This window comes from Ruegeria atlantica (genome assembly GCF_013032455.1).
GTDB classification, from domain to species: domain Bacteria; phylum Pseudomonadota; class Alphaproteobacteria; order Rhodobacterales; family Rhodobacteraceae; genus Ruegeria; species Ruegeria atlantica_B.
On sequence record NZ_WQCF01000002.1, the window covers coordinates 404,450 to 426,005 of the forward strand.

Sequence of the window (21,556 nt, forward strand, 5' to 3'; positions counted from 1 at the left end):
CGCCGCTCCTCATGTCTGTCCGATGCTTAGTCATGGCTGACCCCCAGATAGGCGTCGATCACGTCCTGGTTGCTGCGCACTTCGTCCGGTGTGCCATCGCCAATTTTCTTGCCGTAATCCATCACGACCACCCGGTCGCTCAGATCCATCACCACGCCCATGTCGTGCTCGATCAGGGCGATGGTGGTGCCGAACTCATCATTTACGTCTAGGATAAAGCGGCTCATGTCCTCTTTCTCTTCGACATTCATGCCTGCCATCGGTTCGTCCAGCAGCAACAGCTTGGGTTCCGCCGCCAGCGCACGGGCCAATTCGACCCGTTTCTTCAAGCCGTAAGGCAGGCGTGACACCGGCGTTTTGCGGATATGCTGGATTTCCAGAAAGTCGATGATCTTTTCGACAGCCTCGCGGTTTGCAACCTCTTCCGCCTCAGCCTTGCCTTTCCACCAGGCCTGCTGGAACATATTTGTCCGCATGAAATTCAGCCGCCCGGTCATCACGTTGTCCAAAACGCTCATGCCTTCGAACAGGGCGATGTTCTGGAACGTCCGGGCTATGCCCTGTTGCGCCACCTCGAAGGGCCGCATCGGAGGGCGCTTTGACCCATGGAACCAAACCTCACCTTCTTGCGGAACATAAAAGCCCGATATCACGTTCAGCATCGAAGATTTACCGGCCCCGTTCGGACCGATGATGGCACGGATCTCACCCTCGCGAATATCGAACGAGATATCCTTGATCGCAACCACACCACCAAAACGCAGGGTGATGTTCTTCATCTCCATCACCACACCGCCGATCTTGCGGCCATCTTCGGTGACATATCCTTCGGTACTATCCAGCATCAGTCACTCCCTGACTTTTGCAATAACGGGACGGCGGGCGGGGCGATGACCGCAGGTCAAGCGGCGCACGACCGGCCCTCATTCCGCCGCTACCTTGTGCTGCGCGACCGGCACAACCGGCGCATCCACAATCTCCAGCGTCGCAGAAATCGAGCCCTTTCGACCATCCTCATAGGTCACTTCGGTCGTGGTCGACACGCTCTCGGATCCGTCATACAGCGCCGCGATGATGTCGCTGAACTTGTCCTCGACAAATCCACGACGCACCTTGCGGGTCCGGGTCATTTCGCCATCATCCGCATCCAGTTCCTTGTGCAGAACCACAAAGCGGTGCACCTGACAACCCGACAGCATCTCGTCTGCGGCAACGGATTTGTTCACCGCTTCCACATGCGCCTTAATCGTCTCTAACACACGGGGATGACCTGCCAGTTCCTGATAGGATGCATAAGCCACATTGTTGCGCTCTGCCCAGTTGCCGACCGCCGTCAGGTCAATGTTGATAAAGGCGACGCAACGATCCTTGCCGTTACCGAAAAGGACCACCTCAAGAATGTCGGGATAGAACTTAAGCTTGTTTTCAACATACTTGGGCGCGAACATCGAGCCGTCCGCCATTTTGCCCACATCCTTGGCGCGGTCGATGATCCGCAAATGTCCCGAGTTCTCCTCGATGAACCCGGCATCACCTGTGGCCACCCACCCTTCGGCATCCTTGGTCGAGGCTGTGGAATCCGGGTTGTTGTAGTACTCGACAAACACACCGGGCGAGCGATAATAGATCTCGCCATTATCGCCGATCTTCAACTCAACCGCCGGAGCGGGCACACCAACCGTATCCGCACGCACCTCACCATCCGGCTGCACAGTGATGAAAACGGTGGCCTCGGTCTGACCGTAAAGCTGCTTCAGGTTGATGCCCAGCGAGCGATAGAAATCGAAAATCTCCGGCCCGATCGCCTCACCTGCCGTGTATCCGACACGGAACCGGCCATAGCCAAGCGTGTCCTTGAGCGGCCCGTAGACCAGCAGGTTGCCCAGCGCGTATTTCAGACGGTCGCCAAAGCCCACCGGCTTACCATCCAGCAGCAGGCCTCCAACTTTCTTGGCGTGCGCCATGAAGTGATGGAACATGCGCTGCTTCAGCTTGCCCGCATCCTCCATCCGAATCATCACGTTTGTCAGCTGAGTTTCGAACACACGCGGCGGGGCGAAGAAATAGGTCGGCCCGATCTCGCGCAGGTCGGTCATCATCGTGTCGGCGCTTTCGGGGCAGTTCACGCAGAAGCCACACCAATAGGCCTGACCGATTGAAAAAATGAAATCGCCCACCCAGGCCATCGGCAGATAGGACAGGATGTCCTCGTTGCGGGTCAGATGATCGAATTCAGCCGAGTTCTTGGCGCTTTCAATGACATTCCGGTTCGACAGCACCACGCCCTTGGGCTTGCCCGTGGTGCCCGAAGTATACAGCATCACACAGGTATCGTCATAAGTGATCGCCGCAACGCGCTTGTCCAACTCGGCGTCAAACCGGGCGTGACCGGCGCGACCTTCGGCCTTGATATCCTCAAGCGCGTTCATCCGAGAATGGTCGTATTTCCGCATCCCGCGCTTGTCGGTATAGAGAATGTGTTTGACCTGATGCAGGTTCTCCTGAATCTCGATGACCTTATCGACCTGCTCCTGATCACCGCAGACGACATATTTCGCGCCGCAATGTTCCAGCACATAGGCCATCTCTTCGGCGACCGAATCTTGATACAAAGGTACCGGCACCGCACCTACCATTTGCGCGGCAACCATCGACCAGTAATGCGCGGGGCGGTTGCGGCCGATCACCGCGATATGATCACCCGGCTCAACGCCGATTTCCAGAAACCCCAGCGCAATGGCGCGGATTTCCTTGGCGGCTTCGGCCCAAGTCCAGCATTGCCAAATGCCGAATTCCTTTTCCCGATAGGCCGGGGCATCCCCGAACTGGGTCACATTGCGATGTAGCAGCGCTGGAAGGGATTGCATCCCTTCGGCGCCCGACTGCGTCTGAGCCAATCTTTCTCTCCTCCCCATCCGACCCCTCCCCGGGTCGAAAATGGCGGGTCCGGATCATTGCCCGAACACCATCGCCCCGATAAGGGACGCACGAAAGATCAGCGTCAAGTTTTGCCTGATGTTTTCTCAATTCTTACGAATTGTAACAGGGGTGGATTCGGGTCTTTTGAGTTGTACGAATAACGAGATTGGGAATCCTAGTCGCGCGTTAGAACACTTTGCCCTAAAATTCACTCTTACGCAGGAGAGTTGTTGAAGCGGAAAGGCCTGCGTTGACGAAGGCGATTTTGAAACCAGTTCAAATCTCCAATAGGAACGCTGTTCAATGAAAGGCGTGGAAGAAGCGCTCAAAACCATACGAGGGGCCTGACCAAGGCTAACTCACGCAATGCTCAACTCGAAATAATCGTGTGCTTCGTGTGGGTTGGTTTCCCAGGACGCAACCATCTTGAAGCCAAGTTTTTCGTACAGCCGTCGGGCAGGAACCTGACGTTCGCCAGTCATCAGCCTGACGGAGCGATACCCTTGCTCTTTAGCCAAGCCTATCACGCGCTTGCAAAGGGCCGGTGCAACCCCACTGCCTCGACAATCCTTTGTGACGAACATCGATTTTAGTTCGCAGTGATCACGATCCATGCGACGGACAGCGACCGTTCCAACGGGCCTATCGCTGAGATAGGCAATAAAAACGTCACCTTGCGGAGGGCGATATTCTGTTGGGATTTTCGGTGAGCTACCAAAAAACCACGAACCTCGATAATACTCTTCAATGCGTTGAAGATCGTCACGGTTGAGGGACCTGACGGCTTCGTACAATCCTCGCATGAGAGTTGCGGCATCGTCGATCTCCCTTTGCGATCGGACTTCGAGAATTTTCATGGGCCAATCTCCAAAAGTGGTCCGAATAGTCCGATAATAACACGATCCCACCGCAGCATCCTCGCCACGCTTGAAGGTCTGGTTTGTCCGCGTAGCCGTCATCCAGCCGGATGTACTATAGTTTCCGCCACCTCAACACCTACAACCAATCCCGCAAAATAGGGATCAATGGTACATCCGCCGCGGGCATCGGATAGTTGCGCAGGTCACTCGCTCGAACCCATTTCAGTGCCTGCCCCTCTTTCGATTGCGGTATCCCCTCCCATTTGCGGCAGGCAAACAGGGGCATAAGTAAGTGGAAATCATCATAGCTGTGGCTGGCGAAGGTCAGCGGGGCAAGGCACGAGGCCCAGGTGTCGATGCCTAATTCCTCGTGCAATTCGCGGATCAGCGCGGCCTCGGGAGTTTCGCCGGGCTCGATTTTGCCGCCTGGAAACTCCCAGAGTCCGGCCATGGATTTGCCTTCCGGGCGTTGGGCCAGCAAGACGCGGCCCTCGATGTCGATCAGGGCGACGGCAGAAACAAGGATAGTTTTCATGGTCGCAATCCCGGACGCAAAACCGGGCCCCACTTTTGCTGGAATTGCTCCGGTTTCACGACCGATAATCCGCGTTGATCTCGATATATCCGTGGGTCAAATCGCAGGTCCAAACGGTGGACTTGCCCTCACCCAGCCCCAGATCGACACTGATCACCAGATTCTGACCTTTCATGTATTCGGCAGCGGCGTCCTCGCTGTAATCGGGGCTGACCCAACCCTTTTCGGCCACCAGAATATCGCCGAAGGAAATGCTCAGCAGGTCACGATCTGCCGCGGCGCCGGATTTGCCGATGGCCATGACCACGCGACCCCAATTCGGGTCCTCGCCCGCGATGGCGGTTTTTACCAACGGAGAGTTCGCAATCGCTAACCCATGCACTTTGGCGTCGGCGTCCGAAGCGGCTCCGGTCACGCGGATTTCCACGAATTTCGTGGCCCCTTCACCGTCGCGCACGACTTGTTGCGCCAATTCCAGCATCACCGCTTCAAGAGCCTCGGCAAAGGCAGCGCTGCCGGTGGCATCAACACCCGAAGCTCCTGTCGCGCATAACAGAAGGCTGTCCGAGGTCGAGGTATCACTGTCAACGGTGATACAGTTGAACGTGCGATCCGTCTGCGCGCCCAACATCGCTTGCAGGGCCGATTGTTCGACCTGAGCATCGGTGAAGATATAAACCAACATCGTCGCCATATCCGGCGCGATCATGCCAGAACCCTTGGCAATCCCTGCAATAGAGACTGTTTTGCCGTCAATCTCGACCTGCGCGCTGGCACCTTTTGGGAAAGTGTCCGTGGTCATGATGGCACGAGCGGCGTCTTCGATAGCATGGCGGCTGAGGTCGGATTTTAACACCTCAAGCTGCGAAACGATGCGCTCATGCGGCAACGGCTCGCCGATCACGCCGGTGGATGATGTAAACACCCGCTCGACCGAAACACCGGTAGCGGTGGACACAGCTTGCGTCACCTCGGCCACCGAGGTCTGACCATAATGGCCGGTAAATGCGTTTGCATTGCCCGAGTTCACCAGAATCGCCGCAGGCCCGTCACTGGGACCACCGATCTTGTCCTGACAGTCCAGAACCGGCGCTGCGCGGGTTGCAGATCGGGTAAACACCCCGGCTACGGAGGTTCCGGGGTCCAGCACGGCCAGCATGACATCTGTCCGACCTTGATAACGCACCCCCGCCTCGACGGTGGCGAAACGCACACCGTCAATCGCAGGCAGATCGGGAAAGGCCGCCGGGGCCAGCGGAGATACCTTGGTAATCTTGGCCACGGGGATTACTCCTGAATCAGCTCAATCTGACGCAGCACTTCGGGGCCAGCGCCTTCCAGTGCAGGGCGGTCAATTTCAGCGCCTTGAGTCAATTCGTCGATCCGGGCCTGAATGACGTCCTGTTGCAGGGTTTGGGCCAGTTCGGCGCGAACCTGCTCCAGAGCGGGCGCTTCGGATTTGCGTTTGTCGTTCAAGGTGACCACATGCCAGCCGAACTGAGTTTTCACCGGTTCGGAAACCTGGCCTTTTTCCAGACCAATCACGGCCGCCTCAAAAGCAGGTACCATCTGGCCCGGCCCGAACCAGCCCAGTTCGCCGCCGCTCGGCCCCGAAGGCCCGGTTGAATGCTCTTTGGCTAATTCGGCGAAATCTGCGCCATCATCCAACTGTGCCTTCAGATCGATGGCTTCTTCTTCGGTTTCGACCAGAATGTGACTGGCGTTGAACTCGTCCACGCCTTGGAAATCGGCGTATTTCGCGTCGTAGGCTTCTTGAATTGCCTCATCCGTCAACTCTTCCTCGATCAGTGCAGTTACTGTCTGCACAGCCCGCAGTGAACGCGTCTCGTTTTCCAGCGCCAGCGTGTTCAATTTGGTCAGCTCTTCTTGCTGCTGACCCAGCAGTTGCTGTTGAATCAGCTGATCGATAATCAGTTCGTACAGAACGTCGTCTTCGATCTGCTGGTATTGCTCGGGCAGCGCCGCCGCCGTAGCGATGACGTGACCCAAAGTGATTTCGTCACCGTTCACACGCGCAACTACGGCGCTGGCGTCAGGCTTGGTTTCGGCGGCCAGCGGCAAGGCCATCACGGCAGCAAGTGCGAGCGATGGCAGAAAAGTGAGGCCTTTGGGCATGGATTTATCCTATTTCTTTGCCGCGACAGGGCGCAGCGTTGACACTCTGGAACCTGCCGCTTACATCGCTTTGAAGCCTTGGACAGGGCCGCCTTTCACCCCCCGTATCTATGGGTTGCGCGCAAGGTGGGCAAGCCTGTCGCAACCAAGACAAGAACAGATCCGCTGGAGTGAACATGCTGGGACTCGGAACGCTCGCGAAAAAGGTGTTCGGAACACCGAACGACCGCAAGATCAAGGCGACCCGCCCGCTGATCGAAAAGATCAACGCGCTGGAGCCCGAGTTCGAAAAACTCTCTGATGACGGACTGATCGAAAAGACTGAAGAACTGCGCAAGCGCGCGCTGGATGGCGAAAGCCTTGACGACCTGCTGCCCGAGGCCTTTGCCAACGTCCGCGAGGGCGCAAAACGCGCGCTGGGTCTGCGTGCCTTTGACGTGCAGCTGATGGGCGGTGCCTTTCTGCATCAGGGCAATATCTCGGAAATGAAGACAGGTGAGGGCAAGACGCTGGTCGCCACTTTCCCCGCCTATCTGAACGCGCTGACCGGCAAAGGCGTACACGTTGTCACGGTGAACGAATACCTGGCCAAACGGGACTCGGAATGGATGGGCAAAGTGTTTGCCGCCGTCGGCATGACAACCGGCGTGATCTGGTCGGGCCAGCCCGATCCCGAGAAGAAAGCCGCTTATGCCTGTGATGTAACCTATGCCACCAACAATGAGCTGGGTTTCGACTATCTGCGCGACAACATGAAGGCCGAACTGGATCAGATTTACCAGAAACACCACAATTTCGCGATTGTGGACGAGGTCGACTCGATCCTGATCGACGAAGCGCGGACGCCGCTGATTATCTCGGGGCCATCGCAGGACCGCTCTGACCTTTATACCGCCATCGACGGGCTGATCCCATCGCTGCAGGAAGATCACTACTCGTTGGATGAAAAATCTCGCAATGTGACCTTCACCGATGAGGGTAACGAGTTTCTGGAACAACAGCTGATTACTGCGGGTCTGATCCCCGAGGGTCATTCGCTATACGACCCGGAAAGCACAACCGTCGTGCACCACGTCAACCAGGGTCTTCGCGCGCATAAGTTGTTCCAGCGCGACAAGGATTACATCGTCCGTGATGGCAATGTGGTGCTGATTGACGAATTTACCGGCCGAATGATGCCGGGCCGCCGTTTGTCCGAAGGTCTGCACCAAGCCATCGAAGCCAAGGAAGGCGTACAGATTCAGCCCGAGAACGTGACGCTGGCCAGCGTGACTTTCCAGAACTATTTCCGCCTGTATGACAAGCTGGGCGGCATGACCGGTACAGCCCTGACCGAGGCCGAGGAATTTGCGGAAATCTACGGTCTCGGCGTGGTCGAGGTTCCGACCAACAAGCCGATCGCCCGTGTGGACGAGGACGATCAGGTCTATCGTACTGCCGCCGAGAAATACGGCGCGATGATCGAACAGACCAAGGAAGCGCAGGAAAAAGGCCAGCCGGTTCTGCTGGGCACCACGTCGATTGAGAAATCCGAACTGCTGAGCCAGATGCTGCAAAAAGAAGGCATCGAGCACAACGTTCTGAACGCACGCCAGCACGAGCAAGAGGCGCAGATCGTCGCCGATGCGGGCCGCCTGGGCGCGGTGACCATCGCCACCAACATGGCCGGTCGCGGCACCGACATTCAGTTGGGCGGCAATGTAGAAATGAAGGTTCTGCAAGCGCTGGCCGAAAACCCCGAGGCCGACCCTACCGAACTGCGTGCCGCCGAAGAGGCCCGCCATGCGGAAGAGAAAGAAAAGGTTCTGGCTGCCGGTGGTCTTTATGTGATGGCGTCGGAACGCCATGAAAGCCGCCGCATCGACAACCAGTTGCGTGGCCGTTCTGGCCGTCAGGGTGATCCGGGCCGCACCGTGTTTTACCTGAGCCTCGAAGACGACCTGATGCGCATCTTCGGCTCGGAACGGCTGGACAAGGTTCTGACCACGCTGGGCATGAAAGAGGGCGAAGCCATCGTCCACCCCTGGGTCAACAAATCGCTGGAACGGGCGCAGTCCAAAGTCGAAGGCCGTAACTTTGACATGCGCAAGAACGTTCTGAAATTTGACGATGTGATGAACGACCAACGAAAGGTTGTGTTCAGCCAGCGGCGCGAGATCATGTCCTCGGATGACCTATCCGAGATCGTCTCGGACATGCGCGAGCAGGTGATCGACGATCTGATTGACGAATACATGCCGCCGAAATCCTATGCCGATCAGTGGGACACGGACGGTCTGCACGAGGCGATCAAGGACAAGCTGACCATTGACGCGCCCGTGCAGGAGTGGGCCGCCGAAGAAGGTGTGGATGACGAACAGGTGCGCGAGCGCCTGGTTAACGCCGCCGATGAGATGATGGCGCAGAAAGTCGCCGCGTTCGGCCCCGAAAACATGCGCAACATCGAAAAGCAGGTTCTGCTGCAAACCATCGACAGCAAATGGCGCGAGCACTTGCTGACGCTGGAACATCTGCGCTCGGTCGTTGGCTTCCGCGGTTACGCCCAGCGCGACCCGCTGAACGAATACAAGAACGAAAGCTTCCAGCTGTTCGAAAGCATGCTCGACAGCCTGCGCGAAACCGTGACTCAGCAATTGTCACGTGTGCGCCCGCTGACTGAGGAAGAGCAGAAGGAAATGCTGGCGCAAATGCAGGCACAGCAGGCACAGGCGCAAAAAGCGGTCGATCAGGCCGCTGACCGGGCCGAAGCTTTGGCTGAGGCCGACGCTTCGGGCGACGCGCGCCCCGGCTTTGTCGAAGACGATCCCAGCACATGGGGTAACCCATCGCGCAACGACAAGTGCCCCTGCGGGTCCGGCAAGAAATTCAAGCACTGCCACGGCCGCCTGACCTAATAAAGCGGCAATTGAGACACATTGAGTCCACCTCACGGCCACATATTGGCCGTGATTCAACTTCAATGTCGGATTCGCTCCTTCAACTGGGGAGGGTGTCTTGTTTGTAATTAAGAACTACGTGACCACCGGCGGCACCGTCGCTTGCGCTCTGGCAATTGGTTACCTGATGCAGAACGGATCTCTGGCGTCGCCGACAGGCACGCCGGAACCTGAACGCGTGGTTTCCGAAGCCTCAATCATTCCCGGGCTGGAGGGTATTGTTCTGACCTCCTCGACCCCCGCCCGCAATACGGAACCAAACACTGTTTCGACGCAGCGCCATGTAAAAGCCAGCCAGTCAGCCCCCTCTGGCGGCGGTGATTGCAACCTCAGCGCTCGAGCGCATGCTGTCCCTGGTGCTGCCGCACGTTTGATCGTCAAAGCCCCCTGCCACGGCGATGAACGCATCGAAGTGCATCACAGCGGCCTGACCATAACCCAGAAAACAGACGCAAATGGCGTTCTGGATCTGACCATACCGGCCTTGTCGGAATACGCGATCTTCCTGATCTCGCTTGAAGATCAGAAAGGGACCGTTGCCACCACTCACATCTCCGATATCGGCCAGTATTCCCGTTTCGCCCTGCAATGGCAGGGTGAAACGGACCTTCAGATCCACGCTTTGGAATTCGGGGCCAGCTATGGCGATGCAGGTCACGTTTCCGCCTCGTCTGACGCGCAGGGCACAGGCAATGTCGTGCATCTTGCACAGCCCGCTTTCAGCGACGCACGCAATGTCGAAGTGTACTCCTTCCCCGAGGGTCAGTCTCAGCAATCCGGCTCTATCGAACTAACGGTCGAGGCCGAGGTGACGGCGGAAAACTGCGGCAAGGACTTGAACGTGCAGTCGCTAGAGTTGCGTGGCGATCAGAAACTGCGCTCGCGCGATTTGGCGCTGAGCTTTCCAGATTGCTCCAGAACCGGCGAGTTTCTGGTGTTGAATAATCTGTTCCAAAACCTGACAATCGCGGCAAACTAAACCGCAGGCAGGCTCGACGTTCTTATGACAATTTTCCGTGTGGCGATCGCTGCACTATTCTCGGCGACTCTTTCTTCGGTCGTACAGGCGCAGGATATCACGCTGACGTCTCATGACGGCCACGTCGAAGTATCCGGCATATTGCTGGGATTTGATGGTGAATTCTATCGCGTTGACACACAATTCGGCGAACTGACCGTGGATGGCTCAGGCGTCACCTGCGATGGTCCTGCCTGCCCGAATCTGACCGATTTTGTGGCCGAGCTGCGGTTTTCGGGATCGTCAGTTATGGCAGAAAAGATCCTGCCTGCCCTTATGATTGGTTTTGCCAAACAGGAAGGTTTGTCCGCTAAATCCGCAAAGTCGGATGCGAATACTTTGACGTACGAACTGCACCAGCCCGGACGCGATGCACCGTTGGGCCGGTTCTTTTTTGACATCGGCAATACGAGCAGCGGATTCGCTGATCTGGTCGACGGTCAGGCTGACATCGTCATGGCCCTACGCGAAATCCGCCCGGAAGAGCTGGAAGCCGCACGAGCAACTGGATTGGGCGATCTAACCCATGCGCGCCGCTCCAGAGTTGTGGCTCTGGACGCTCTGGTGCCCGTCGTGGCGCCGGATAACTTGCTGCCGCATATCTCTTTGGCTGATCTGGCGCTGGTGTTTTCTGGCGAAGTTACCAATTGGTCGGCCTTGGGCGGGCCGGACGCGCCGATCACGCTTCACCTGCCCGAAGCCGGATCAGGCCTTGCACAGGCGATCGAGAGCCAATTGTTGAGGTCAACCAACGCGGTCCTTCCCGCAACCATCACCAGACACAGCCGCAGCAGCGATCTTGTGCGCGATGTGGCAAACGATCCTTTTGCTATCGGCATCGCTAGCCAAGCCGAGGCCGAAGCGGTCCGAGCTTTACCGTTGGCCGGGGGGTGCGGTCACACGCTGATGGCCACACGGCAATCTATCAAGACCGAAGATTACCCTCTGACCTCGCCGATGTTCCTGTACCTGCCCGAACATCGCCTGCCGCGCGTTGGCAGGCAGTTTCTGGCATATACCCAAAGCGCCGACGCCCAAGTGGCGATCCGCAAAGCGGGTTTTGTCGATCAGGCCCCCGAAATGATTCCCATCGCCCTACAGGGAAACCGGCTGGCAAATGCCATCGCTGCGGGCGGCACCGAGGTTGAGATGGACGAGCTTCAGCGTTTGATCACCACGTTGCGCCCCCTGTCCCGCCTGTCTCTGTCCGTTCGCTTTGAGGCAGGGTCTTCTCGTCCTGACGCGCAATCGCGGTCGAATATCCAACAATTGGCCCAACAGCTTGAGGCAGGCACGCTGGACGTGCGCAAACTGGTTTTCATCGGCTATAGCGATGGTGATGGTGCTGCTGCTTCTAACAAACGGATCGCGTTGATGCGCGCCAAGACGGTGCGCAACGCGGTACTGGCGGCAGTGGAAACCGCCATCCCCAGCAGTGTCGAGCTTGAGGTCGACGCCTTTGGCGAAGCGATGCCCATGGCCTGCGACGACTCGGAATGGGGGCGCAAAGTTAACCGACGGGTTGAGATCTGGGTAAAGTAACCATTCACAAATATCCCTCGGACCGGAAACTCAGCTCGGTCGATTTGCCAATAATCAGGTGATCATGCAGCGTCAGCCCCAATGCCAGGCAGGCATCCTGAATCCGGTTGGTCATATCGATATCCGACTGTGACGGTGTCGGATCGCCCGAGGGGTGATTATGCACCAGAATGAGCGCCGAGGCGTTCAGCTCCAACGCCCGTTTCGCCACTTCGCGCGGGTAGACCGGGACATGATCCACAGTGCCCTTGGCCTGTTCCTCGTCCGCGATCATGACGTTCTTGCGATCCAGATAGAACACCCGGAATTGTTCGGTTTCGCGATGCGCCATTGTTGTGTGGCAATAATCCAGCAGCGCGTCCCAGCCCGAGATTACATGCCGCTGCATCACCCGCGCGCGGGCCATACGGTGGGCGCAGGCCTCAAGGATTTTCAGATCGGTAATTACCGTATCACCGACACCCTTGATCTGGCGTAGCCGGTCCTCGGGCGCAGTTAGAACCCGATTAAAATCGCCGAACGTATCCATCAGCGCCCGCGCCAGTGGTTTGACGTCCTGTCTGGGGATTGAGCGAAACAGGATCAACTCCAACAATTCATAGTCGGGCATCGCCGCCGAACCGCCGGACATGAAGCGTTCGCGCAGCCGCTTACGATGATCCTTGATATAGGACGGCAAGCGACCCGTGGGCAGCGGCGTCACCGGGGCTTCGTCACTTTCAAACAACATGGGGGCTTCGGCAAAGGCGTCCTGAGTCATGCGCTCAGACTGGCGCAGAATCGGTTTCCGAAAGGTTAACGCGCCTCACCCGCCATACGCGCCGTGGTGCGGCGGACCAGCATATGCAACAAGATCGAGAATACGCCCAAAGTCAGCATCGCAGCAAACATCAGGTCGGTCTTGGCCCGCCCATTGGCCAGCAACATCAGGTATCCAAGACCCTGCGAAGACCCAACCCATTCGCCGATCACCGCCCCGATGGGCGCATAAACAGCAGCCAAGCGCATCCCCGAAGCCAACGAGGGCAACGCAGCCGGTATCCGAATATGCCACAATATTGCGCGCGGATTGGCCTGCATCGTACGCGCCAAATCCAAATACCCAGCAGGGGTTCGCATCAATCCATCAAAAAAGGAGGATGTAATCGGGAAATAGATTATCAGCACCGCCATCGCGACTTTGGACCAAAGCCCATAGCCTAGCCAAAGGGTTAGCAGCGGTGCCAGTGCAAAGACCGGCAGAGCCTGCGTGAACACCAGCATCGGCTGCACCAGCACCCGAGCAGCACGCGAATTTGCAAGTTGCAGGGCGGTGATCACACCTAGAATCGTGCCGCAGGCCAGCCCGATCACCACCTCAACAGCCGTAATCCATGTGTGCTCGGCAATAACCCAGCGGTTCTGCCACCAAGTCTCGGCCACCAAGGCGGGGCCGGGCAGGATGAATTTCGGCAATCCAGTCAGCGAAACAATCGCCTGCCAAACCACCAAGGCGAACAGGGTTGCAGCAAGGGCCGAGAGGTATTTCACGCCGCTTCCTCGCGTAGCAGCCGCAGCAGCGCGCCTTGGGTCTCCAGCGACCCAAGATCATCCACCTTGCGTGGCGCAGGCGCAGCAGGAGGCTGACAGGGGGACAGGCCATGCGAGGTCATCACAACAATGGACTGACCCAGTCGCGCAGCCTCTCCCGGATCATGGGTCACCAACAAGACCGTGCGACCCTGTAAGGCTTCTGCCGCCAGATCCTGCATATCCGCCCGAGTACGAGCGTCGAGGGCCGAGAATGGCTCGTCCAGCAGGACGATCGGGCGATCCTCCATCAATGTCCGGGCCAGCGCCACACGTTGGCGTTGACCGCCTGACAATTCAGACGGCTTCTTGGCCATGTGATCCTGCAGGCGCATCCGCTCGATCAGCCGGTCACGCCGGTTCAAGTCGGGTTTCTCGCCGCGCAGCCTGGCCCCGATCGAGACATTCTGCGCAACCGAGGCCCAAGGCAGCAGCAAGTCATTCTGAGCCATGTATGCCACGCGGTCCGAGACAGGCTGCCCATCGCTGGCAGTGATTTTCCCGGTGAATTCCGCGCCGGTTTCCAAACCGGCGATCAGGCGTAGAACCGTGGTTTTACCAACCCCCGATCCGCCCAGCAGACAAGTCCACTGGCCCGCTGCAAGGGTCAGCGTCAGCGGCGCAAACAGGGTCGCGCCGTCTATCGTGGCGGACCCGCTGATGGTCAGATCGGGCGCAAGGATCACGGGGTCAGCCCCATTTGCCAGAAGTTGACCTCAAGCTCGGTGGCTGTGCGGAAAGTTTGGCACAGGCGATTCCATCGGGGTGAAGCCTCGAAGTTACTTCCAATACGCCTCGTTAGAGCCGAATCCAGCAATTCACCAACCGCCACACAGGCGGCTTGATAGTCGTCGCTGGCATACGTGTTGATCCAGTCGCGATGGATGTTCGACGTAGCGTCAGCGGCCAGCCGTGTACCGATTTCGCCATAACCCATCACACAAGGCGCAAGAGCCGCCAACAGGTCGAGCAGATCGCCGCTATACCCGGCCTCGAGCACATAGCGCGTATAGGCGAGGTTCTCGGCGCGTTCCGGGGTGGCGAACAGCTGATCCTGTGGGATACCCTCGGCTTCGCAAATCCCGATATGCAGCTTCATCTCTTCGCTGATCAACCCGTTCACGGTGCGTGCGGCGGCCAGCATTTCCTCGTGCGTTTCCGATTTCACCACCGCCAGCGCCCAAGCTCGGGAAAAGTGGATCAAGAACACGTAGTCCTGCCGCAGATAATGCAAGAACGCTTTACGCGGCAGCGAACCGTCTTTCATCCCTTCGACAAAGGCGTGGCGAGTATAATCTCGCCACGGCCCCTGCGCCGCATCACGCATCAGCGTGAAAGCTTTGCCATAGGAACTCATTGCACGGTCACGTCGATGGTGATGTCGCTGACCGGGTTGATGCTGTCGATCATGCCGCTGTCTTTCAGGAATTCCTCAAAACGGGCATAGCGACCGGCATCAAAACCCGCGGGGCGCAGGGCAAATCGGGGCAGAGTATCCACCCAGGCACGGGCGTTCAGTTCATCCTGCAGCTCTGTCGAAGTAGCTGAGAAAATCTCCCAGCTTTTCTGAGGGTTGTTCACTATGAACTGAGTGGCTTTCTCCGTGGCTGCCAGAAAGCGTGCAATCTTGTCAGCATCCATGGTTTCAGGGTTGGCGACATAAATCAGCTCATCATAGGGTGGTACGCCTTCCTCCTCGATATAGAAGCAACGACCAGCGACACCTTCGATATCCATCTGGTTCAGTTCAAAATTGCGGAAGGCCCCGATCACCGCATCCACCTGTCCGGTCATCAACGACGGCGATAGCGAGAAATTCACGTTGATCATCTCAATATCATCCAGCGCCACGTCGTGGGTGTTGAGCATCGCCGACAAAACAGCCTCTTCCACGCCAGCAACGGAAAAACCGACCTTCTTGTCCTTCAGGTCAGCCAGCGTTTCGATCGGGCCATCCTCAAGCACCAGCAGGCAATTCAGCGGAGTGGCGACAAGCGTGCCAACCCGCTTTAGCGGCAGCCCCTCGTGAATCTGCAAATGCAATTGCGGCTGGTAGGACACAGCCAGATCGGCCTGACCAGCTGCGACCAGACGGGGCGGGGCTGAGGGATCAGCAGGTGGGATGATTTCAACCTCAAGCCCCTCATCGGCGAAGTAGCCGTTTTCCTGCGCCACGATGATGGGCCCGTGGTCGGGGTTGATGAACCAATCCAGCAGAACGGTCATCTTATCTTCGGCCCAGGCCGGCGCGGCGGTCAGCAGGGCGATCATTGTGATCAGTTTCTTCATGTCTCGCGTTTCCTTTTCACTCACGAGGTTGAGGCCGCGACGAGGACGATCTCGCCCGGCCAATCTGGTTGAATTTGTTCGGCTGCGCGCCATGCCCGAAGGCCGGAAGCGCAGCAGAGAGCCAATCTTTTGCCTTTATTAGGCTCTGTTTTCAGAATTTGCAGATCGATACGCCGCGCTTTGGGATGAATAGGTACGGGGGCTTCTTCCGCGCTACGAAGCTCGACAATCAGATCATTTCCAGTCAGTTGACCGGCAGACAAAAATGGGAAATGCGAAGCCGGTTCCGGCGTGCCGTCAAAGCGGAAACCGGTGCTGCGCAGTGTACGCGCATCGAACTGCACCATTTGCCCCAAAGGCGACGGATTCAGCCCCAGGATCACGGCCAAGGCCATCTGCGCCTGCATAGCACCAATCATCGCCACCACAGGACCCAGCACCCCGGCAGTGGCACAGCTTGCACCGCCATCCGGGGCCTCGGGGAACACAGCACGCAACGAGGGCGCGCCCCCACAAAACCCTCCTACATAGCCGGAAAGCCCAAGCACCGACGCGCTGATCAGCGGTTTACCGAGATCAAGACAGGTGTCCGAAAGCGTGTAACTGGCGGCGTAGCTGTCTGCGCAGTCCAGAATAACATCTGACTCGGCAACAAAGTTAGCCGCATTTGTGTTTGCTAGAGCCTGTTTTTCAGCAAAAATTGCTATTTCACTGTTCAGAGCGCGACAGCGCTCTGCGGCCATCTCTGCCTTGGGGCGGCTACAATCTACTTCGGTGAACAAGGTCTGACGATGCAGGTTCGACAGGGCGACCTCATCCCGGTCCATGATGGTCAGGTGCCCAACCCCGGCCCCAGCCAGTAACGGCAACACTGGCGCGGCTAACCCCCCCGCACCCACCACCAGTACACGGGCCGAGGATAGACGGCCCTGCCCCTCTGCCCCAACTTCGGGCAGGATAACTTGGCGGGCATAGCGGCTCATCGCGTGACCTCAATCCAGTCGCGCACCCGCGCCTCAGGGTCGGTGTTCAAGGTGATGTCGGTTACGACCGAGACAATATCCGCCCCTGCCTGCAACACACCCGGCGCCCGTTCGACGCTCATCCCGCCAATACCGACCAGAGGGATGTCACCCACGCGGGCCTTCCATTCGGTGACACGCGGCAGTCCCTGCTGTTCCCACTTCATTTTCTTGAGGATCGTCGGATAAACGGGGCCGAGCGCCACATAGTCCGGGTCTATCGCCAAAACGCGCTCAAGCTCGTCGTCATCATGGGTCGAAACGCCCAGTTTCAGCCCTGCCTTGCGGATCGCCTTCAGGTCGGCGTCATCCAGATCCTCCTGGCCCAAGTGAATCCAGTCGCAACCGGCATCAATGGCAATCTGCCAGTAGTCATTCACCACCAGCACAGCTTCATGCGTGCGGCACAAGTCCTGCGATTGGAGAATCTGCTCTTGGACCATTGCATCGGGCTGATCCTTGATCCGCAACTGAACCAGTTTCACGCCCAAGGGCAGCATCCGGCGCAGCCAGTCCGAGCGCTCGAAGATCGGGTAAAACCGGTCGAGGCTCATGACAGAAACGCCTTTCCGATCACGGGGGTTGACGGTTCTGCCATGTCGCGTGCCTCGATCGGGTCTGCCTGACAGGCCAACTGCCCGGCCTCAATCGCCAACTTCATCGCACGTGCCATCGCCGCTGGGTCGCCCGCCCGTGCCACAGCCGTGTTCAGCAGGACGGCGTCATAACCCAGCTCCATCGCCCGCGCTGCATGGCTGGGCAGACCAATACCAGCGTCAATGACCAGTGGGATATCCGGGAACTCGGCCCGCATCGCGCGCAGGGCGTATTCATTGTTCAACCCACGGCCCGATCCAATTGGCGCGCCCCAAGGCATCAATACCTCACACCCGGCGGTCAGCAGTCGTTCGCCAACGATCAGATCATCGGTGGTGTATGGAAAGACCTCAAACCCGTCTTCGGTCAGGATGCGCGCTGCTTCGACCAGTTGGAACACATCCGGCTGCAGACTGTCGGTATGGCCGATCAACTCCAGCTTGATCCACTTGGTATTAAACACCTCACGCGCCATAAGGGCGGTGTTCACAGCCTCTTTCACAGTATGGCACCCAGCTGTATTGGGCAGGACCAGCACGCCCAGATCGCGGATCATTCGCCAAAACGTCTCGCCCGCCCCCGATTCACGCCGCAGGGACACAGTGGCGACACCTGCCCCACTTTCACGAAAGGCTTGTTCCAGAATGGCAGGGCTGGGATATTGCGCAGTGCCCAGCATCAACGGATTGGGCAGCTCAGTGCCGTAGAGGGTCTTCATGATCAGCCCCCCTGCATTGGCGACAGAACCTCAACCCTGTCACCATCGTTTAGCGCTTGCCCAATGCGTAGGCTCGATGGCACGAATTCCTCGTTCACGGCCGTCGCAACTCGGCCAGAGAAACCGCATTCTTCCAGCAACTCAGAAAGGGTTTGGGCACGCACCTCTTGCGGCGCGCCATTAAGCACGATCTTCATCAACCAACTCCGAGTGTTTGTTTTCAAGCGCCAGATCGGCCACGCCCTGCGCCAATGCGGGCGCCAACAGATATCCGTGGCGATACAGGCCATTCGCATAGATTGTTCGCCCCAGCCGCCGGACGCGGGGCAGATTGTCAGGAAAAGCCGGGCGCAGGTCGACGCCGATTTCCAACACCTCTGCTTCGCCAAAAGCCGGGTTCAGCGCATAGGCGGCGCTGAGCAATTCCAGCATCGATCGCGCTGTGATGCGGCTACTGTCTTCGCTTTCGATCATCGTTGCGCCCAGCATGAAGACGCCATCCCCGCGCGGTACGATGTACAAAGGCATGCGCGGGTGCAGCAGGCGAACAGGGCGTGTCAACACCACGTCCCGGCAACGGATCACCAGCATCTCTCCCTTGACCCCACGCAGATCATGCAACACTTCGCGCGCGTGCAGACCTCGACAGTCAATTGCATTGTCCAACCGTGTGGGCGCGAGTTTTCGGTGAAAGACGACCCCTTGCGCCTGCAGGTCCCGGCTTAGATCGCGCAGCGCCTGACGCGGGTCCAAATGGGCCTCTTCCGCAAAGTACAGGCCTTTGTGGAAACCACTTAATTCAGGCTCTAATTCTAGGATTTCAGGCTGGTTAACTTCATTAAACCCGTTAGTTCGACGTGCAAACCGCCGCAGATCCGGTAGGTCGCGCGGATTGGCAACAACCAACGTGCCGCGCCGCTCTACCTGGGTTCGCGGGGCCCACCAATCCAATGCCTGTCGCCCCAATCGCAACACCGGTTCTTCGGCGTTTTCGAATTCGCACCAAGGGGCCAACATACCGCCCGCCCACCACGAACACCCATGCGGACCCGGAGGGCCACCAGGATCGAAGACTTGAACCTTGGCTCCGCGCGAGACAAGCTCGGTGGCCACGGCTAACCCGGCCACACCAGAACCTATGACCGACCAGACCGTCACGCAGGCCACACGCGATGGAAGTGGTGCACCGGGCCATGGCCACGACCAATCTGCAAGCCATCTGCCTGCGCAATTGCCCCTTGCAAATAGCCATGCGCCTGAGCAACCGCATCCACCAGTGGCAATCCTTGGGTAAGCCTCGCCGCAATCGCGGAAGACAAAGTACACCCTGTGCCATGAGTATTGCGCGTATCTCGCCGTGACGCCGTGAATTCAGCAACCTTCCCCGAGGCATCGATCAGAAGATCATGACAGATGTCTCCATACCCATGGCCTCCCTTCATTAACACCGAATGCGCGCCCAGATCGCACAATGCCAACCCCTGTTTGACCATCTGATCCGGCGTTTCCGCCTCAGCGTCACCCAGCAAACAGGCGGCCTCGGGCAAGTTTGGGGTCAGCACGGTTGCGCGGGGCAGCAGGATGTCCCGCAACGTGTGAACAGCATCCTGCGCCAGCAATGCGTCTCCGGATTTGGCAATCATCACCGGGTCAAGAACGACCGGCCCTGCAAATTCAGAAAGGGCACGTGAAACGGTCTCAATAATATCCGGCGTCGCCAACATTCCGATCTTGATCGCGCCGACATCCAGATCCGACAACACTGCCTCGATCTGAGCTGCAATCACATCCAGCGGTATCCCGTGCACTGCTGTCACGGCCTGCGTGTTTTGTGCTGTTACGGCTGTCACCACGCTTGCGCCATAAACACCCAAGGCAGACATGGCCTTCAGGTCTGCCTGAATCCCGGCTCCACCGCCGCTGTCCGAGCCTGCAATAGTTAAGGCAATATGCGCCATATCGTTGCTCCATCTTCAAATGGGCAACGCAGCATGGAAAACGTCTTTGCATATTAGACCGTTCCCTACGCCGGTATTGCCCGGATCAGGTTCGATGGGTTAGCGCATTCACGCCTCTCAGCCCCTTGTTCGGGGCACCCCAACGGTTGGTCGGACATTCTCAGGCGAAAGACAGGGATTCAAGGGCCAATTTTGACTTACAAGACAGTCAAACTGGACTTATGAAAAAAGCCAGCCCCTTCGGACCGGCTCTTTTCTTGGGTTCCTATGGGCTGGACATCAGCCCTTCATACCGTCCCAGAACGACTTGACGGATGAAAAGAAGCTTTTAGACTCTGGGTGGTTGTCTTCACCCAGGTCATCAAATTCACGCAGCAGCTCTTTCTGGCGGCTGGTCAGGTTGACCGGAGTTTCCACGGCCAGTTCGATGAACATGTCACCGACGCCACCACCGCGCAGGGCAGGCATACCCTTGCCGCGCAGGCGCATCTGGCGGCCTGATTGGCTTCCGGCTGGAATTTGCACGCGACCGCGGCCACCATCAATGGTCGGCACTTCGATTGAGCCGCCCATCGCGGCCTTGACCATGCTGACTGGCACGCGGCAGTAAAGGTTCACGCTGTCGCGTTCGAACAGTTTATGATCCGAGACCTCGACAAAGATATAGAGATCACCCGGAGGACCACCGCGCATCCCAGCCTCACCCTCACCCGCCAGTCGAATACGGGTACCGGTTTCAACACCGGCAGGGATGTTGACGGACAGCGCACGCTCTTTTTCCACGCGGCCAGCACCACCACAGGATTTACAGGGGTTCTTGATGATCTGCCCCAGTCCTGAACAGGTCGGGCAGGTGCGTTCAACAGTAAAGAACCCTTGTTGTGCGCGGACTTTACCCATGCCGGAACATGTGGGACAGGTCGTGGGTTCCACGCCACCTTCAGCCCCCGAGCCGTCACAGGAAGAACACGCAACGGCAGCCGGCACGTTGATGGTTTTTTGCAGACCTGCGAACGCTTCTTCCAGCGTCACACGCAGGTTATAACGCAGGTCCGAGCCCCGCGCCGCGCGACGGCCACCGCCGCCTCCGCGTTGGCCACCCATGAAGTCGCCGAACAAATCGTCGAACACGTCCGAAAACGCACTTGAGAAATCACCCTGACCAAAGCCACCGCCCGGACGACCGCCGCCGCCCATGCCGTTTTCAAAGGCGGCGTGACCAAAGCGGTCATAAGCGGCCTTGCGTTCTGCGTCTTTCAGAACGTCATAGGCTTCGTTCGCTTCCTTGAACTGCGCCTCGGCATCCGGGTTGTCTTTGTTGCGGTCGGGATGCAATTCCTTGGCCTTCTTGCGAAAACCCTTCTTGATCTCGTCCGCCGATGCGCCCTTGGATACGCCGAGCACATCGTAGTAGTCGCGTTTTGACATCAGTGTTTCCTTATGTCTCAACGTAATCG

Annotated in this window: 21 protein-coding genes and 1 riboswitch; of the genes, 3 read left to right on the forward strand and 18 right to left on the reverse strand. The window is 58.1% G+C overall.

Annotation, left to right across the window (positions count from 1 at the left end; all coding sequences use genetic code 11):
- Nucleotides 1–26: 26 nt before the first annotated feature.
- The 6 genes from GOW93_RS06035 to GOW93_RS06060 form a co-directional block, all read right to left on the reverse strand.
- A complete protein-coding gene (locus GOW93_RS06035) occupies nucleotides 27–845 on the reverse strand; it encodes an ABC transporter ATP-binding protein (RefSeq protein ID WP_170382221.1) in 819 nt (272 codons plus the stop codon).
- Nucleotides 846–923: 78 nt separating this feature from the next.
- Complete coding sequence (locus GOW93_RS06040; RefSeq protein WP_170382522.1) at nucleotides 924–2,867, reverse strand: AMP-binding protein; 1,944 nt, start codon at nucleotides 2,865–2,867, stop codon at nucleotides 924–926.
- Between the two features lie 411 nt (nucleotides 2,868–3,278).
- Nucleotides 3,279–3,776: a GNAT family N-acetyltransferase gene (locus tag GOW93_RS06045; protein ID WP_170382222.1), complete on the reverse strand. Its 498-nt coding sequence runs from the start codon at nucleotides 3,774–3,776 to the stop codon at nucleotides 3,279–3,281.
- Between the two features lie 139 nt (nucleotides 3,777–3,915).
- Complete coding sequence (mutT, locus tag GOW93_RS06050; protein WP_170382223.1) at nucleotides 3,916–4,314, reverse strand: 8-oxo-dGTP diphosphatase MutT; 399 nt, start codon at nucleotides 4,312–4,314, stop codon at nucleotides 3,916–3,918.
- Nucleotides 4,315–4,369: 55 nt separating this feature from the next.
- Nucleotides 4,370–5,596 (reverse strand): bifunctional glutamate N-acetyltransferase/amino-acid acetyltransferase ArgJ, encoded by a 1,227-nt coding sequence (gene argJ / locus GOW93_RS06055; RefSeq protein WP_170382224.1) that lies wholly within the window; start codon nucleotides 5,594–5,596, stop codon nucleotides 4,370–4,372.
- A gap of 5 nt (nucleotides 5,597–5,601) precedes the next feature.
- The gene (locus GOW93_RS06060) at nucleotides 5,602–6,450 is read right to left on the reverse strand and encodes a peptidylprolyl isomerase (protein ID WP_170382225.1); all 849 of its coding nucleotides are present in this window, start codon (nucleotides 6,448–6,450) and stop codon (nucleotides 5,602–5,604) included.
- Nucleotides 6,451–6,626: 176 nt separating this feature from the next.
- On the opposite strand from GOW93_RS06060, the gene secA reads away from it, so the two are divergent.
- The 3 genes from secA (at nucleotide 6,627) to GOW93_RS06075 (ending at nucleotide 11,946) form a co-directional block, all read left to right on the forward strand.
- On the forward strand, nucleotides 6,627–9,344 hold the full coding sequence (gene secA, locus GOW93_RS06065) for a preprotein translocase subunit SecA (RefSeq protein ID WP_170382226.1): 2,718 nt from the start codon (nucleotides 6,627–6,629) through the stop codon (nucleotides 9,342–9,344).
- Between the two features lie 100 nt (nucleotides 9,345–9,444).
- Nucleotides 9,445–10,365, forward strand: coding sequence for a hypothetical protein (locus GOW93_RS06070; protein ID WP_170382227.1), 921 nt, complete (start codon nucleotides 9,445–9,447; stop codon nucleotides 10,363–10,365).
- Nucleotides 10,366–10,389: 24 nt separating this feature from the next.
- Entirely contained in the window at nucleotides 10,390–11,946 is a 1,557-nt protein-coding gene (locus GOW93_RS06075) for a phosphate ABC transporter substrate-binding/OmpA family protein (protein ID WP_170382228.1), read from the forward strand.
- A 4-nt stretch (nucleotides 11,947–11,950) separates the two neighbouring features.
- On the opposite strand, the gene radC is transcribed toward GOW93_RS06075, so the two are convergent.
- The 12 genes from radC to dnaJ all read right to left on the reverse strand — a co-directional run bounded on the left by radC (nucleotide 11,951) and on the right by dnaJ (nucleotide 21,527).
- Nucleotides 11,951–12,706, reverse strand: a complete 756-nt coding sequence (gene radC / locus GOW93_RS06080; RefSeq protein WP_170382229.1) for a RadC family protein — start codon at nucleotides 12,704–12,706, stop codon at nucleotides 11,951–11,953.
- Nucleotides 12,707–12,741: 35 nt separating this feature from the next.
- Nucleotides 12,742–13,476 (reverse strand): ABC transporter permease, encoded by a 735-nt coding sequence (locus tag GOW93_RS06085; RefSeq protein WP_170382230.1) that lies wholly within the window; start codon nucleotides 13,474–13,476, stop codon nucleotides 12,742–12,744.
- Nucleotides 13,473–14,201: an ABC transporter ATP-binding protein gene (locus GOW93_RS06090; RefSeq protein WP_170382231.1), complete on the reverse strand. Its 729-nt coding sequence runs from the start codon at nucleotides 14,199–14,201 to the stop codon at nucleotides 13,473–13,475. Before GOW93_RS06090 ends, GOW93_RS06085 begins: the two co-directional genes overlap by 4 nt.
- Nucleotides 14,198–14,872, reverse strand: a complete 675-nt coding sequence (gene tenA, locus GOW93_RS06095; protein ID WP_170382232.1) for a thiaminase II — start codon at nucleotides 14,870–14,872, stop codon at nucleotides 14,198–14,200. The genes GOW93_RS06090 and tenA overlap by 4 nt, the downstream gene beginning before the upstream one ends.
- On the reverse strand, nucleotides 14,869–15,804 hold the full coding sequence (locus GOW93_RS06100; RefSeq protein WP_170382233.1) for an ABC transporter substrate-binding protein: 936 nt from the start codon (nucleotides 15,802–15,804) through the stop codon (nucleotides 14,869–14,871). Before GOW93_RS06100 ends, tenA begins: the two co-directional genes overlap by 4 nt.
- 20 nt (nucleotides 15,805–15,824) lie before the next feature.
- Nucleotides 15,825–16,787 carry a HesA/MoeB/ThiF family protein gene (locus GOW93_RS06105; protein WP_170382234.1) on the reverse strand — a complete coding sequence of 321 codons (963 nt, stop codon included), beginning with the start codon at nucleotides 16,785–16,787 and terminating at the stop codon, nucleotides 15,825–15,827.
- Nucleotides 16,784–17,380 carry a thiamine phosphate synthase gene (locus GOW93_RS06110; protein WP_170382235.1) on the reverse strand — a complete coding sequence of 199 codons (597 nt, stop codon included), beginning with the start codon at nucleotides 17,378–17,380 and terminating at the stop codon, nucleotides 16,784–16,786. Before GOW93_RS06110 ends, GOW93_RS06105 begins: the two co-directional genes overlap by 4 nt.
- On the reverse strand, nucleotides 17,377–18,141 hold the full coding sequence (locus tag GOW93_RS06115; protein WP_170382236.1) for a thiazole synthase: 765 nt from the start codon (nucleotides 18,139–18,141) through the stop codon (nucleotides 17,377–17,379). Before GOW93_RS06115 ends, GOW93_RS06110 begins: the two co-directional genes overlap by 4 nt.
- A 2-nt stretch (nucleotides 18,142–18,143) precedes the next feature.
- Nucleotides 18,144–18,338 (reverse strand): sulfur carrier protein ThiS, encoded by a 195-nt coding sequence (gene thiS / locus GOW93_RS06120; RefSeq protein WP_170382238.1) that lies wholly within the window; start codon nucleotides 18,336–18,338, stop codon nucleotides 18,144–18,146.
- Nucleotides 18,322–19,299, reverse strand: coding sequence for an FAD-dependent oxidoreductase (locus tag GOW93_RS06125; protein ID WP_170382240.1), 978 nt, complete (start codon nucleotides 19,297–19,299; stop codon nucleotides 18,322–18,324). Before GOW93_RS06125 ends, thiS begins: the two co-directional genes overlap by 17 nt.
- Nucleotides 19,296–20,099: a bifunctional hydroxymethylpyrimidine kinase/phosphomethylpyrimidine kinase gene (gene thiD / locus GOW93_RS06130; protein ID WP_170382242.1), complete on the reverse strand. Its 804-nt coding sequence runs from the start codon at nucleotides 20,097–20,099 to the stop codon at nucleotides 19,296–19,298. Before thiD ends, GOW93_RS06125 begins: the two co-directional genes overlap by 4 nt.
- 45 nt (nucleotides 20,100–20,144) lie before the next feature.
- Nucleotides 20,145–20,251: riboswitch (TPP riboswitch) on the reverse strand.
- 127 nt (nucleotides 20,252–20,378) lie between these two features.
- Nucleotides 20,379–21,527, reverse strand: coding sequence for a molecular chaperone DnaJ (dnaJ, locus tag GOW93_RS06135; RefSeq protein ID WP_170382243.1), 1,149 nt, complete (start codon nucleotides 21,525–21,527; stop codon nucleotides 20,379–20,381).
- Nucleotides 21,528–21,556: the final 29 nt, after the last annotated feature.

Coding starts and splice junctions, on each gene's coding strand:
- GOW93_RS06035 (WP_170382221.1), bottom strand. CDS start 845: ATGCTGGATAGTACCGAAGGATATGTCACCGAAGATGGCCGCAAGATC.
- GOW93_RS06040 (WP_170382522.1), bottom strand. CDS start 2,867: ATGCAATCCCTTCCAGCGCTGCTACATCGCAATGTGACCCAGTTCGGG.
- GOW93_RS06045 (WP_170382222.1), bottom strand. CDS start 3,776: ATGAAAATTCTCGAAGTCCGATCGCAAAGGGAGATCGACGATGCCGCA.
- mutT (WP_170382223.1), bottom strand. CDS start 4,314: ATGAAAACTATCCTTGTTTCTGCCGTCGCCCTGATCGACATCGAGGGC.
- GOW93_RS06060 (WP_170382225.1), bottom strand. CDS start 6,450: ATGCCCAAAGGCCTCACTTTTCTGCCATCGCTCGCACTTGCTGCCGTG.
- secA (WP_170382226.1), top strand. CDS start 6,627: ATGCTGGGACTCGGAACGCTCGCGAAAAAGGTGTTCGGAACACCGAAC.
- GOW93_RS06075 (WP_170382228.1), top strand. CDS start 10,390: ATGACAATTTTCCGTGTGGCGATCGCTGCACTATTCTCGGCGACTCTT.
- radC (WP_170382229.1), bottom strand. CDS start 12,706: ATGACTCAGGACGCCTTTGCCGAAGCCCCCATGTTGTTTGAAAGTGAC.
- tenA (WP_170382232.1), bottom strand. CDS start 14,872: ATGAGTTCCTATGGCAAAGCTTTCACGCTGATGCGTGATGCGGCGCAG.
- GOW93_RS06100 (WP_170382233.1), bottom strand. CDS start 15,804: ATGAAGAAACTGATCACAATGATCGCCCTGCTGACCGCCGCGCCGGCC.
- GOW93_RS06105 (WP_170382234.1), bottom strand. CDS start 16,787: ATGAGCCGCTATGCCCGCCAAGTTATCCTGCCCGAAGTTGGGGCAGAG.
- GOW93_RS06110 (WP_170382235.1), bottom strand. CDS start 17,380: ATGAGCCTCGACCGGTTTTACCCGATCTTCGAGCGCTCGGACTGGCTG.
- GOW93_RS06115 (WP_170382236.1), bottom strand. CDS start 18,141: ATGAAGACCCTCTACGGCACTGAGCTGCCCAATCCGTTGATGCTGGGC.
- thiS (WP_170382238.1), bottom strand. CDS start 18,338: ATGAAGATCGTGCTTAATGGCGCGCCGCAAGAGGTGCGTGCCCAAACC.
- thiD (WP_170382242.1), bottom strand. CDS start 20,099: ATGGCGCATATTGCCTTAACTATTGCAGGCTCGGACAGCGGCGGTGGA.
- dnaJ (WP_170382243.1), bottom strand. CDS start 21,527: ATGTCAAAACGCGACTACTACGATGTGCTCGGCGTATCCAAGGGCGCA.